Below are 12978 nucleotides of genomic sequence, written 5' to 3'. Positions count from 1 at the left end.
CCCGCCGAAGTGTGCGCAGAAGTCGAGATCATTCACGGCACGCAGCGTAACCCCGCGCGACGGATCCGTGCCGACGACTCGGGATGTGGCACGGTAAGTGCATGACACAGCGACCAAGTCAGGCAGCCGCACTGCGCCTCGCCGGACTGCTCACCGGAGCCGGCATCCTTCATTTCGTCACGCCGACGTTCTTCGACGCGCAGGTTCCGACGGCATTGCCGGGTTCGGCCCGCACGTACACCCAGGTCTCGGGCGTCGCCGAGCTCGCGGTGGCCGCAACACTTGCCACGCCTCGCACCCGCCGCCTGGGCGGCGCGCTGGCGGCCGCTCTGTTCATTGCGGTCTTCCCCGCCAACATCAACCTCGCTTGGAAGTACGTGCAGAGCTCCAAGACGTCACCGGCGCTCAAAGCAGCCATGATCGCCCGCCTCCCGTTGCAGATCCCGTTGGTCACCGAGGCTCTGAAGGCTCGCCGGAACGCGCCGTAGCGTCGATCGGCGTCGACACGGCCGGACCCTCGAGAAGTTCGGCCAAAGCTGTTGCGTCCGGGAGGTTCTCGGGCGAGATGGTGTGACCGCTGCGGACATAGTGGAACGCCGCGCGGACGCGGTCCAGCGACACCGATTCTGCCTGCCCGATCGACATCAGCTCGGCCCACGCCAATCGGTAGGCCGCGAGTTGCATCGCCACTGCCTGCTGTTCCGACGCCGTCGGCTCTGCACCGGTTTTCCAGTCGACGACGGTCCAGCCGCCGTCGGGGTCTGCGAACACGGCGTCGATTCGGCCGCGCAGCACCGTGCCCGCCACGGACGTCTCGAACGGAACCTCGACCTCCACGGGGCTGCGCAACGACCATTCCGAGTCCAGGAACGCCTGCTGCAACGTTTCCAGGTCGACGTCGGCCGACGCACCGGTATCGGCCGAGCCCGGCAACTCGTCGAGGTCGAGCAATCGAGTTGCGCCGAACCGCCGCTCGACCCAGGCGTGAAATGCAGTTCCTCTGCGCGCCAACGGGTTCGGAGGAAAGGGCAGCGGCCTACGAAGTCGCGATGCCAGGCCATCGGGGTCTGCGGCCAGGTCCACCAACTGGGTCACCGACAGGTTGCCCGGTAGGGCCACGTCGACTCCTGCAACCGACCTCGCTGCCCGCTCGGCCAGCAGGGTCCGGACGTCGGCAGCCCAGTTCTCCGGGTCGTCCAGGTTCGGGTCGTCAGTGCTGTCAGTCGAATCGAGCTGCGCTGCAGGGCCATCCGACAGTGCTCGTAGCACCTCCTGCGCGCCGCTCTCGACCGCATCACGTCTGGGTCCGAGCGGGTCTCGCGGCCAGGACGCCGTGTGCGGTACCGCTCCGAGTGGGTTCTCCACCCCGTCCTCCGGAGCCGGGACCCACTGCTCGATCACAGCTGCGGCCTCGTCGGATCCGCTCACCTGCCTGTGCAATTCGTCGAGGAACTCCGACGGCCCACGCGACTTCGTCGACGTTTGGTCCCAGTGGTGCGCGGACACCAACAGCACGCGTTCGGTTCGGGTCAGAGCCACGTAGAACAGTCGCCGGTCCTCGGCGAGCCGGCGTCGGGCCAGCGCATCCTTGTGGTTCTTCACTGCATCTTCCAGGTCCTTACGGTTGTACAGCTGCTCGAGCTCGAGAACCGGAACGCCCTCGGAGCCCTCACCGTCCAGCGCGCGATCACCGCGCAGCGACGGCGGTAGTTCGGCCATGGCACCGAGCCAGGTCGACGACGCGTTCGACGACGGGAACACGCCCTTCGCTACATGTGGCACGGCCACAACCTCCCACTCGAGGCCCTTCGCGGAGTGGACGGTGAGCACCTGAACTCGGTGTGGGGCGACGTCGACCTCGCCGGGCGCGAGGCCGTCCTCGACCGTCTCCGCGGCAGCGAGGAACGACAGGAATCCGGTCACTGTGGCGGTGGGATTGTCTGCGTAATCGGCCACCACGTGGGCGAATGCATCCAGATGTTCGCGGCCGACTGCCCCGTCGGTACCGATCGGTATTCGGGCTTGCGCTTCGACACCGATGTTCATGATCCGCTCTATGTCGCCGACCAATTCCGTCAGCGGTTGCCCTATCCGGTCGCGCAGCAGGTGCAGTTCACCCGCAAGGGCGACGATCCGCCGGTGGCCGACCTCCGAGTACCGCTCCGCCGCACCCGGGTCGGCTATGGCGTCTGCCAGCCCCGCTTGCTCGGACTGCTCGCCGGGCAGTGCGCCGCCGAGCGCGGCATCCAACGTCTCGGAGTCGTCGACCCGACCCGTAGTGCCGTAGCCGCTGCGGATCTCGAGTTCTCGGGCGCGCTGGGAGAGGGCCCGCAGATCCGTCGGCCCGATCTGCCATCGAGAACCGGTGAGGATGCGCACAGCGGAACTGCCTGCAGTCGGGTCGGCGACCAGTCGCAGCATCGCGATGATGTCGGCCACCTCGGGAACGTGCAGCAAGCCGCCGAGACCGACGACCTCCACCGGCAATCCGCGGCTGCGCAGTACCTCTGCGATCGGTTCGGCATCGGCGTTGCGTCGCACCAGAACTGCCGCGGTGGGCGGTGGCCGATCCTGCTCGAGGGCCGACCGATACTCCCCCGCGATCCGGTCGGCAATCCACTCGCGTTCGCCCAGAACGGTATCGGTCACGGCAATACGCACGTCGCCGGGAACAGCTCCCGGACGGGCCCGCAGAGTGGGTACGGGAACACCGACGCGGCGCAACGGATCGGTGATCAGGTTCGCCAGTGTCAGCGCCTCGGGCGGATTTCGCCAGCTGGTCAGTAGTTCCAGCCGAGGGGCGGGGCCACCGTCGGCTTGCGGGAAGTCGGTCGCGAACCGTGGCAGGTTCGCGGCCGAGGCACCGCGCCACCCGTAGATCGACTGCATCGGATCGCCGACGGCCGTCAACGCCAAGGTCGGATCGCCGCCGGATCCGAACAGTGACGACAGCAGGACTCGTTGGGCATGCCCGGTGTCCTGATATTCGTCGAGCAATACCAGCCGAAAGCGTTGCCGTTCGGCAATTCCCACCTCGGCGTGTTCGGCGGCGACCCGCGCCGCCATCGACATCTGCGAGCCGAAATCCAGCGCGCCCTCGCGGCGCAGAGTCTGGTCCAGCCGTTCCACCAACGGCAACAACCCGATTCGTTGATGCTGTGCGGCAAGGATGTTCAACAGCTCCTTGGTCGGTCCGCCGCGCTGCCGCGGGCCGGGCCCGAGCGTGTGTACCAGGTTCTCCAACTCCACGTGTGCCTGACGCAGTTCATCAGGATCGACGAGATGCTCGGCCAACTGGCCCGAGAGCGCCAGCACCGCCTCGGTCACCGACGTGGGATTCCGGTCGGTGTCCAAGTCGCCGTCCCAGGTGCTGACGACGCGGTGCGCCATCTGCCACAGTTCGGTTTCCGAGAGCAGGGTCGCGGACGGTTCGATCGGCAGCAACAAGCCGTGCTCGGTGAGCAGCCGGCCTGCATAGGAGTGATACGTGCTCACTTCGGGCTCGGCACCGAGAATCCGCTCCCGAAGTGCCAGACTGGGATCGAGTGTGCGCACCAGATCGGATCCGGCCAGCCGCGCCAGTCGCGCCCTGATCCGAGACGTCAACTGCTGTGCAGCCTTTCGGGTGAAGGTCAGCCCGAGCACCTGGTCCGGGTCGACGAAACCGTTGGCCACCATCCACACCACCCGGGCGGCCATCGTCTCGGTCTTGCCCGCCCCCGCTCCTGCCACCACGAGCATCGGGCCCGGCGGGGCTGCGATCACGGCAGCCTGCTCGTCGGTCGGCGGATGCTTCTGGCCGAGGGCCCGGGCGAGCTCGACGGGCGACACCCGCACCGAACCGGTCCGCTTCTTGGTCGATGTCGTCACTGCTCGGTCACCTGCCGTCCGGTCTCGTGCGCCGGGCAACTCGACTTCACCGGGCAGTGCCTACAGCCATCGTTCACGCGCGCCTCGAATGTCGGCCCCTGCGTGGCCGAAGCGGCCTGGTGCACGGTGTCCCGCCACTCCTCGAGCTTCTCCGGTGTCGGAACTTCCTGTACGCGCTCGGTCGCCCCGTCCTTGTTGTGCGGTTTGGCAACGAACACCAGCCGGGCTCCACCGGGTTCGCCCGCGGGCTCGCCCTCGATCGCACCGGCTGCAGCAGCGACCTGGTAGGTGGCCAGCTGATGATGATTACGTGCGTCCTCCTTCGACATGACGGTCTTCGCCGTCTTGACGTCGATGATCACCGGCCGACCGTCCGGGTCGTGTTCGAGTCGATCGATACGACCACGCAAGGCCACCGCCGGCTCGTTCTCCGACCGGGCCTCGAGGATGCCGTCGACGCGCACCTCTACGCCGGCCTCGGTGAGCTCACCTCGACTACCGTGCAGCCAACTCTCGAATGTCTCCAGCATTGCCCCGGTTCGATCCAATTCGTGCCGCGAGTACCACCGCGAACCGAGATCGACTGCATCCCAAGCCGTTTCGAGGGCACGACGGAGTTCGTCCGGTGGTATTCGACCGGCCACTGCCTGAACGAGAGTGTGTACGAGAGTCCCGGTGACCGCATGGGTGTTGGTGCCGTCGTTGCCGCCGTGACGTTCGAGCATCCACCGCAGCGGGCAGGTGGTGAGCTGCTCCACTGTCGACGGCGACAGCGGCACCGGACCGTCGCCGAGCTGCCACAACGGCGCGTCGGTACTGAGCCCTGCCACCCCGAACCACTCGTCCGGATGCGCGCCTCGGACACCGGCGTCGGCGAGAGTGGCGAGATGGCGAGCAGCCCGGGCTCGCTTGTCCGGATCGTGTTCGGCAACGACTGGATCGCACACGACACTGCGCAGCTCGGCGACCAGCATCGGCAGCGCCAACACCCGATGTGCGGACTCGGGCGCTTCGAGCGGAACGAGGGACTCGCCATCGACGTCCACCCCGCGCAGTTCGTCGACGAAGCGAGAACGAACGAGGTCGGCGTCTCCGGTACTGGAATCGACGGCAGTGACGAGCAGAGTCGATCGAGCTCGACTGCACGCGACCAGAAACAGCGTGCGCTCCTCGGCGAGCAGGGGTGCAGATTTCGACAGACGTCCGTCGAGTGCTGCTCCGGTGTCGAACTTCCCGGACACGAGGTCGATCAGCGTGTCGGTCCCGAGCAGGCTTCCACGCGCTCGCAGGCCCGGCCACAGGCCTTCCTGAACCCCGGCCACCGCAACGAGCTCCCATTCCCGACCCGCAGCCGAATGCGCACTGAGCAGGGTGACGGCATCGGCCCGAACCGTGGCTCGATGGGAGCTCAGCGTGGGAATCTCCTGCTGCGCAATGTAATCGAGAAATCCACCGATCTGCGCGCGCGGCAGCCTGTCGACATAGGCTGCCGCCGCGTCGAACAATGCAACCACTGCATCGAGGTCACGGTCCGCCTGGGCACCGGCCGAGCCACCCCACGCCGACGCGCCGGCCCACCGACGTTCGAGACCCGACGCCTGCCACGCTGCCCACAACACGTCCTCGACACCGCGGCCCGTCCGGACAACCGCCCTGGCCTTCCGGATCACGCCGAGTGCTTTGCGCAGCGGCGCTGACTCCACATCCGACAGTCCGCCGAACCCCTCGTTCTTTCCGCGGGAATCGTCGGTGAGAACGCCCCTGAGAAGTTCGGCGGAGTCGCGTTCACCGCCCGATGCGAGCTCGAGTCTTCTCATGCCCCTACGCAATCGACGAAGACCGACCGGGTCGGCTCCGCCGATCGGCCCGGACAGCAATGCCAGTGCGTCTTCACCGTCGAACGTCGGATCGGAAATCGCACGGAGTACCAGCAGTAGACCCACCGCCCCGTGCTGGCGATGCAGCGGAAGCTCCGAGGTGGGCGTGACCATCGGAACACCCGCTGCGTGCAGCGCCCGGCGCAGCGGTGCGACGGTCCTCGGCACCGACCGCACGACGATGGCCATCTCGGACCACGGCACCCCGTCGATCAGGTGGGCCCGTCGCATGGCGTCGGCGATGATCGCGGCTTCCTTGGCCGGCGAGGACGCAACATGCACTCGTCCCGAAGGGTTCCCGAATAGGGCAACGGCCACCGGTTCGGGACACCGGTGCCGGCCGAGCCCGGGCAAGCGCCTTGCCACGATGTCGGTCAACTCGGCCACCTCCGGCACGGACCGGTGATTGCGCATCAGCACCACCCGCCGTGGCGAGTTCACCTCGACCAGGTCGGCCACGAATGTGGGATCGGCACCGCGAAAAGTGAACACGGATTGATCGGGATCCCCCGCGACGACGGTCGACTCGGTGTCGGTACCGATCAGCCGAACCAATTGTGCCGCTTGCGGATCGAGGTGCTGGGCGTCGTCGACGACGAGGTGGCGGATGCGAGCACGTTCACTGCGCAGCAGATCCGGATCGGTAGCGAACGCCATCAGCGCGGCACCGATGAGCTCGGCGGCATCCAGACCAGGTGCCGTGGCTCCCGCAGCTTCGACGCCCACTGCCCCGCGCAGCAACATGGCTTGCTCGTACCGAGCGGCGAATCGCCCGACCGCAATCCACTCGGGTTTGCTGTGCTTACGACCGAGTTTGATCAGGTCTTCCGGCCCGATTCCGCGTTCGGCAGACCGGAGCATCATGTCTCGCACCGCGGTCACGAACCCCGAGGTGCCGAGCGCCGGACGCAATCTGTCCGGCCACTCGGCGGCACCGTCCTCGAGGTCGCCGCGCAGCATCTCGCGCACCACGGCGTCCTGCTCGGCACCGGTCAACAACCGCGGTGGCGGGTTGCCGTAGAGAGACGCCTGGAGTCTGAGCACCGCGAACGCATAGGAGTGCACCGTACGTACCAACGGTTCACGTGTCGCTCTCAGCGCGTGGTCTCCACTGAAGAGGCCGGAGGTGATCACCTCACGCACCGCGGTGGCCGCCCGTTTGGACTGGGTGAGCACCAGAACCGATTCCGGGTCCCCGGAGACGATGCGCGAGACCGCGTAGTCGGCGACGAGCGATGTCTTTCCCGTGCCGGGTCCACCGAGTATCTGCCACGGATTCCACCGGGGCGCGCCCTGCGCCGCCTCCGACGCCGAATTCGGTCGGGACGACAACAGCCGAGCGGCCGCGCCGGCCCACGTGCGGGCGGGAAGATCCACCTTGGGTGCCCGGACGAGGGTGACCGTCGCGCCGTGCCTGCCGTCCGTGCTCATGGGTACAGATGCAATCACGGACCACCGACAACCTTCGCCTCAGCATCGAGGCCCCTGCAGTGGACCGGCAGAATCCGCGGCGGCACTCCATGCGGCATAGTGGTCGACGTGCCCGAGTTGAATTTGCATACGTTCGGACCCGCAGACGGTCCCGAAATCCTCGCCGTTCACGGTGTGACCGGCCACGGTGCCCGCTGGTGGGATCTCGCCGACAATCACCTGCCCGAAGCCCGAATTCTGGCTCCCGATCTGATCGGCCACGGCCATTCCCCGGCCACGCCGCCCTGGGACATCGACGCCCAGGTCACAGCCCTGAAAGCAGTACTCGACGCCCACGCGCGGGGTCCGGTCGTAGTGCTCGGACATTCGTACGGCGGCGCGTTGGCCGTCCATCTCGCACAGAGGTTCCCGGACGCGGTGCGGGCGCTGATTCTGCTCGATCCCGCGATCGCTCTGCCGCCGGACGAGCTGCTCGAGGTGGCCGAGGCAACCGCCAAGTCCCCCGATTACACCGACGCCGACGAGGCGCGGTCGGAGAAGATCCACGGAGCGTGGGCGGACGTGCCCACCGAGTTGCTCGACCGCGAGGTCGCCGACCACCTGGTTCCCGCCGACGGCGGCAAGGTGGCGTGGCGAATGTCGATTCCGGCGATCGTTGCGACGTGGGGCGAGCTGGCTCGACCGATCGTGGTTCCCGCCGAGAGCGTCCCGACCATCGTGGTTCGGGCCATGCGTGTCGAACCTCCTTATGTCACAAACGAATTCCTCGATGCACTGCGAGAGAAGCTCGGCGAGAACCTGCGCACCGTCGAACTGGACTGCGATCACATGGTCGGCCAGGCCAAGCCGGTCGAAGTGGCCGAGCTGGTGCGATCCGTGCTCTGAATGGCACAGATCACCGAAGACCAGGTCGAGCGAGTTCGCGCATTGGTCGCGTCCATTCCGCCGGGATACGTCGCCACGTACGGGGACATCGCGGCAGCTGCAGACCTGTCGAGCCCACGCATCGTGGGATGGATCATGCGAACGGACTCCGCCGACCTACCGTGGCATCGCGTCCTCGGAGCAAGCGGCAGGCCCGCTCCGCACCTGGCCACCCGGCAGCTCGAGACGCTGCGCAGCGAGGGAGTGGCAGTCCACGACGGCAGAGTCCCGCTGAAGTCGATTCGATTCGACTTCGGGGTGCTCCCATCGCCGCTCGACTCGACCACTAACCTCGGAGGATGAACATCAGAGACGGGCTCGGGCAATTCGATCCACGCCCCACGGCGAAGTTCGCCCTGTCGAAGGCGAGCACCTTCGTCGCCTCTGCCGGACTCATCGTCGACGAGGTCTCGGGCACCCGGGTGTCGGGTCACATCGACTTGACGGACGAGCACTTCACCCCCTGGGGCGTAGTACACGGCGGGGTCTACACGACCGCCGTCGAGAGCGCCGCCAGTATCGGTGCCAGTGAAGCGGTCAAGGATCGTGGTGAGTTCGCCGTCGGCGTGCACAACGGCACCGACTTCCTGCGCGCGAGCAAAGGCGGACGCGTCGACGTTATCGCAGAACCGCTGCAGCAGGGCCGTGTTCAGCAATTGTGGCTGGTCACGATTACTGCCTCCGACAGCGGAAAGACGATTGCGCGTGGGCAGGTTCGGCTGCAGAACGTGCCTCTGCCGACATGAGAGCTCTCGAAACATGATGCAACCGGTCTGCGATGCGATCGTCCTCGCCGGCGGTCGCGGATCGAGGATGGTCGATCCCGAGCACTCACCTGCGTCGAAAGAAGTCGACAAGCCGGCTCTGACCGTCGGCGGTCGTCGCCTGGTCGACATCGCCGTGGACGCCGTATCGAACTGCCGTAGAACGGTTCTGGTGGGTCCACCACGTGACGGCGTGGCGGATCACGTCGTCCAGACTCGCGAGTCTCCTGCCGGTGGTGGACCTGTTGCTGCTCTCGCCGCAGGACTGCAATCCCTCGATGACAACGCCCGATCAGAGCACACCGCAGATCTGGTGGCCGTTGTCGCGTCGGACATTCCATTTCTCGACTCCGCCGCACTGAGGTCCCTGATCGATTCCATCGCACACTCCGAAGCAGATGCGGTATTCGCTCGCGACAGTGCGGGCCGCACGCAATTCCTGTTGGGAGTATGGCAGCAAGCAACGCTGCGATCCGCTGTGGCACAGCTCGATTCGGCCGAAGGTGTACCGATGCGCCGGATCGTTCCGGTCGATCATCAGGTCATCGCGCTACCCGGTATCGAGGACTGCGACACTCCTGCCGAGCTGCGGGCCGCTCGACTCGCCGCGCAGCCGTCACAGACGCTCGAGGTCGCCGAGGCGATGGAGCGCATCCGAAGCAGCCTCCCTCCCCTGTCGACCGCTCGAATTTCCCTGCAGCACAGTGCTGGAACCGTCCTTGCGGAACCCCTCGTGTCCCAGACCGCGCTGCCGGCAGTCGACATCTCCGCGATGGACGGTTACGCCGTCTGCGGCTCCGAGCCATGGACTCTGCGGCCCGAGATCGCTTACGCCGGAAGTGCCGATATCGCCGGACTCGTCGATGGAACGGCGGTGCGCATCGCGACCGGTGCTGCGCTGCCGCCCGGGGCGACGACGGTGGTGCGCGACGAGCACGTGACCCGCGATCCGGACGGGTCTGTGCGTCGACTGTCGAACACAGGCGAATCCGACGACACACGTCGACGCGGCGAGGACTGGCTGCCGGGCACCGAACTCGTCGCGGCCGGAACTCCGATCGATGCGGCGGTACGGTCTCTCGCCGCCAGCGCGGAAGTGTTGGACGTCACGGTGCGCGGTCCGGTTCGTGGTCGAATAGTGATCAGCGGCAACGAGATTCGATCGAGCGGTCCACTGGCTCCCGGCGAGACCAGGGACGTTCTCGGTTCGGTGTTGCCGGAGTATCTGGCGCACTGCGGCATCGCGGTCGTCGAGGTGACACTGCTCGACGACTCGGCGGCGGAGTTTCGAGACGTCCTGACTCGCACACAAGATCTGGAGGTCGTCATCGTGGTCGGAGCCACCGGTGGCGGGGCCGCCGATCAACTGCGCTCGACGCTGGCAGCACTCGACGCGGAAGCCATCGTCGGCCGGATGCGTGTTCGACCCGGCGGTTCGCAGATCACCGCGGCACTGCCGGACGGCACGGTGGTGCTCGGACTACCCGGCAACCCGCTTGCGGCCGTTGCGACCACACTGCTGACGGCACCCGCGATCGTGGACGCGCTCACCGGCAGAACGGTCCGTCCACCACGGATGGGTCTGTTGTCCAACGCCGCAGACGTTCGATTCGCCGTCCCACGCCTCGTCCCTGTCACCGTCGACGGCACGCGCTGGCGGGCCGATACCGAGGTACGCACTGCACACTTGGGCCACTTGGTCGGACGGGATGCGCTTGCACTGGTACCCGCTGAGATCACCGCCGACGAGCCGGTGACCATTCTTCCGCTGCCGCGGTGAGTGAACGAACGCCCTCGAAATAGCGGTCCACCACCAGATCGACGATTGCCGGATGGACTCCCAGCGGCTCACCGACGCCGTCTGCACCTGCGTCGGCCAGACGGTTGTGAAACAGCCCCCGCGCCAACAGATACGACGCGACGAAGATTCGGGTGTGCCCCTCGTCGCGCAGTGCCGACACCGCCTCGGCCACCGTGGGCACAGCGGTGGCCACGTATCCGACGCGTACCGGCACCCGAGCGACGTCGGCCAGCATCGCCGCGGCTCGAACGTGTTCTGCCAGCGCTCGGGGGTCGGACGACCCTGCAGCGGCGAGCACGATCGAATCGCCTGTGCGCCAACCGGAGTCGCGTAGTCGATCGAGCATGACCTCCGCGAGTACGGGGTCCGGCCCCAGAGCACGGGTGACCGCAACCGAGGCATGGGCGCTCTCCTCGATTTCTCGCGGTACGTCGGTGTGGACGTGGTAGCCCGATGCCAAAAATGCCGGTACCACGACCGCCGATCCGGGGGTGTCGCGCAGCACCTCGGCCGGGGACGGCCCGAGCACGTCGACGAATGCAACACGAGTGGCACCGATCTGCGTCGACACTGCATCGGCAAGTGCGGCGATCATCTCGACACCACGGGGGTTTCGGGTGCCGTGAGCTACCAAAACCAGAGTCGGGGTCATCAGTACTTCCCTCCTTCGACGACGGCCACACGCGCGTGCACGGCGGGCTCGTCGGAATCGCAGTCGGTTTCGGTCTCGATGTGATCGAGTGCGATCCGATACCCACGCTTGACGACGGTCTGGATCGCCTTCGGCGCGCCCAGAGAGGACCGGAGTCTGGTCATCGCTGTTTCCACCGCGTGGGTGTCACCTCCGCCACCGGGCAAGGACGCAAGCAGATCCTCCCGGGAGACGACGCGTCCAGGATTGCGAGCCAGCGTCTTCATCAATGCCATTCCGGCCGGCGACACCGGTCGCACTTCGCCGTCGACCACCACACACCGGCCACGCACACTCACTACATGCCCACCTGCGTGGAGACGACCGGTCCGCCTCGGCAACTCCTCGACGATGTGCCGCGCCAGTGCGCCCAAACGCGCTCTCGCCGGCTGCGTCGTGGCCACGTTCAGCTGTTCGAGGGGTGCCGCCGTCACCGGCCCCACGCAGACCGGAAGTACCCGCGTGCGCATCGACTGCAGCAGGGGTTCGAGGACCCCGTTCTCGTCGGCGCGCATGAGCATCGACGCCACCGCGGGTGCCGAGGTGAAGCTGACAGCGTCGAGATCGCCGACAACGACGGCTTCGATCATGCGGTCCATCGGGCCCTGCTCGTCGGGGGCCGTCCATCGATACACCGGTACCGGAACCACTTCGGCTCCCGCACAGCGCAGTACCTCGCAGAAGTCCGGGATCGGCTCCCACTCGGTTGTCGCGCCGTGCAGTTGCACGGCAATACGTTTGCCTTCGACCCCTTCGGCAAGTAAGTGCTCGAGCACCTCCGCGGAGGATTCGGAGGCGGGCGACCATTCCTCGCGGAGATCGGCGGCCCTGATCGCACCGGTGGCCTTCGGGCCGCGGGCCAGCAACCGGGACGCCCCGAGCGCCGATCCGAGTTCTTCTGCCCGCCCCCATCCGTCTGCGGCCTCGATCCAGCCCCGGAATCCTATTCCCGTTGTGGCAACGGTAATTTCGGGTGGATGCGCGATGATCGCGGCGGTCACGCGTTCCAGCTCGGCATCGTCCGCGAGCGGGATGATGCGGATCGCGGCGGCATGCATCACGGTTGCACCCCGCCGCTCGAGCAGAGTTGCGAACTCCTCGGCCCGACGCGATGCCGTGATCCCGACGGTGAACCCGGCCAGGGGCGTTCCTGCCCCGGCGATTTCGCTCACGTAGAGCCGCCGCGGACGAGCACGACACCCTCGACGCACGAGACCTCGAAGGATCCGAGACCGACCTCCGTATCGTCGAGGCAGCGCCCGTCGACCAACGAGAAGACCTGCTTGAGCAACGGCGATGCGACCGTGGGCTCGCCCCCGCGGTCTCCCACGAGGCCGCGCGACATCACCGCGGCGCGCCCGTACGGATCGATGTTGCCCACCGCGAACAGTCGTCCGTCGTCGAGCAGAAACAGCGCCGCTTGGGTGCCGCCGCGCAGGAGCACCGCTACCCCGCGCCCCGGAATCAGCGCGTCCAGTGTGCAGGCCGGGGTCCAACTACGTGCAATGTCGTTCGGTACCGCTGTACGTGAGTCGATGACAGTCATGGCGTACCTCCTGGTCAGCTATTCCACGTTGTCTGTGTTTCTGGCCCGTTAAGTCGCGATTACTCACCTGTGCA

At 66.9% G+C, this 12978-nt stretch carries 10 protein-coding genes; 5 read left to right on the top strand and 5 right to left on the bottom strand.

Annotation, left to right across the window (positions count from 1 at the left end):
- Positions 1 to 101 precede the first annotated feature (101 nt).
- Positions 102 to 488 carry a DoxX family protein gene (locus ASG84_RS13095; RefSeq protein ID WP_057477499.1) on the top strand — a complete coding sequence of 129 codons (387 nt, stop codon included), beginning with the start codon at positions 102 to 104 and terminating at the stop codon, positions 486 to 488.
- Here ASG84_RS13095 and ASG84_RS13090 read toward each other — a convergent pair.
- Positions 451 to 3870, bottom strand: a complete 3420-nt coding sequence (locus ASG84_RS13090; RefSeq protein WP_057477498.1) for an ATP-dependent helicase — start codon at positions 3868 to 3870, stop codon at positions 451 to 453. The two genes, ASG84_RS13095 and ASG84_RS13090, sit on opposite strands and share 38 nt — an antisense overlap.
- Positions 3867 to 7178, bottom strand: a complete 3312-nt coding sequence (locus ASG84_RS13085; RefSeq protein ID WP_057477497.1) for an ATP-dependent helicase — start codon at positions 7176 to 7178, stop codon at positions 3867 to 3869. Before ASG84_RS13085 ends, ASG84_RS13090 begins: the two co-directional genes overlap by 4 nt.
- A 108-nt stretch (positions 7179 to 7286) precedes the next feature.
- Here ASG84_RS13085 and ASG84_RS13080 point away from each other — a divergent pair, with 108 nt between their 5' ends.
- The 4 genes from ASG84_RS13080 to ASG84_RS13065 are packed head-to-tail and all read left to right on the top strand — an operon-like array spanning position 7287 to position 10646.
- Positions 7287 to 8063 carry an alpha/beta hydrolase gene (locus ASG84_RS13080; RefSeq protein WP_057477746.1) on the top strand — a complete coding sequence of 259 codons (777 nt, stop codon included), beginning with the start codon at positions 7287 to 7289 and terminating at the stop codon, positions 8061 to 8063.
- The gene (locus ASG84_RS13075) at positions 8064 to 8405 is read left to right on the top strand and encodes an MGMT family protein (RefSeq protein ID WP_057477496.1); all 342 of its coding nucleotides are present in this window, start codon (positions 8064 to 8066) and stop codon (positions 8403 to 8405) included. It abuts the gene before it with no gap.
- Positions 8402 to 8848: a PaaI family thioesterase gene (locus ASG84_RS13070; RefSeq protein ID WP_235581651.1), complete on the top strand. Its 447-nt coding sequence runs from the start codon at positions 8402 to 8404 to the stop codon at positions 8846 to 8848. Before ASG84_RS13075 ends, ASG84_RS13070 begins: the two co-directional genes overlap by 4 nt.
- Positions 8849 to 8861: 13 nt before the next feature.
- Complete coding sequence (locus ASG84_RS13065; protein ID WP_057477495.1) at positions 8862 to 10646, top strand: NTP transferase domain-containing protein; 1785 nt, start codon at positions 8862 to 8864, stop codon at positions 10644 to 10646.
- On the opposite strand, the gene ASG84_RS13060 is transcribed toward ASG84_RS13065, so the two are convergent.
- Genes ASG84_RS13060 through nirD form a run of 3 tightly spaced genes read right to left on the bottom strand, consistent with a single transcriptional unit; the run spans position 10603 to position 12904 of the window.
- Complete coding sequence (locus ASG84_RS13060; RefSeq protein WP_057477494.1) at positions 10603 to 11319, bottom strand: sirohydrochlorin chelatase; 717 nt, start codon at positions 11317 to 11319, stop codon at positions 10603 to 10605. The two genes, ASG84_RS13065 and ASG84_RS13060, sit on opposite strands and share 44 nt — an antisense overlap.
- Positions 11319 to 12530 carry a uroporphyrinogen-III synthase gene (locus ASG84_RS13055; protein ID WP_057477493.1) on the bottom strand — a complete coding sequence of 404 codons (1212 nt, stop codon included), beginning with the start codon at positions 12528 to 12530 and terminating at the stop codon, positions 11319 to 11321. The genes ASG84_RS13060 and ASG84_RS13055 overlap by 1 nt, the downstream gene beginning before the upstream one ends.
- On the bottom strand, positions 12527 to 12904 hold the full coding sequence (nirD, locus tag ASG84_RS13050; protein WP_057477492.1) for a nitrite reductase small subunit NirD: 378 nt from the start codon (positions 12902 to 12904) through the stop codon (positions 12527 to 12529). The genes ASG84_RS13055 and nirD overlap by 4 nt, the downstream gene beginning before the upstream one ends.
- Between the last annotated feature and the right edge of the window lie 74 nt (positions 12905 to 12978).

It is taken from the genome of Rhodococcus sp. Leaf278 (assembly GCF_001426085.1).
Taxonomy (GTDB): domain Bacteria; phylum Actinomycetota; class Actinomycetes; order Mycobacteriales; family Mycobacteriaceae; genus Rhodococcoides.
The sequence above is the reverse complement of the archived record's forward strand: the minus strand, read 5'-3'. Positions and strand labels throughout refer to the sequence as shown.

Bases quoted from the DNA above. Each gene is read 5' to 3' on its own strand.
- ASG84_RS13095 (WP_057477499.1), top strand. From the start codon at position 102: ATGACACAGCGACCAAGTCAGGCAGCCGCACTGCGCCTCGCCGGACTG.
- ASG84_RS13085 (WP_057477497.1), bottom strand. From the start codon at position 7,178: ATGAGCACGGACGGCAGGCACGGCGCGACGGTCACCCTCGTCCGGGCA.
- ASG84_RS13075 (WP_057477496.1), top strand. From the start codon at position 8,064: ATGGCACAGATCACCGAAGACCAGGTCGAGCGAGTTCGCGCATTGGTC.
- ASG84_RS13070 (WP_235581651.1), top strand. From the start codon at position 8,402: ATGAACATCAGAGACGGGCTCGGGCAATTCGATCCACGCCCCACGGCG.
- ASG84_RS13065 (WP_057477495.1), top strand. From the start codon at position 8,862: ATGATGCAACCGGTCTGCGATGCGATCGTCCTCGCCGGCGGTCGCGGA.
- ASG84_RS13060 (WP_057477494.1), bottom strand. From the start codon at position 11,319: ATGACCCCGACTCTGGTTTTGGTAGCTCACGGCACCCGAAACCCCCGT.
- nirD (WP_057477492.1), bottom strand. From the start codon at position 12,904: ATGACTGTCATCGACTCACGTACAGCGGTACCGAACGACATTGCACGT.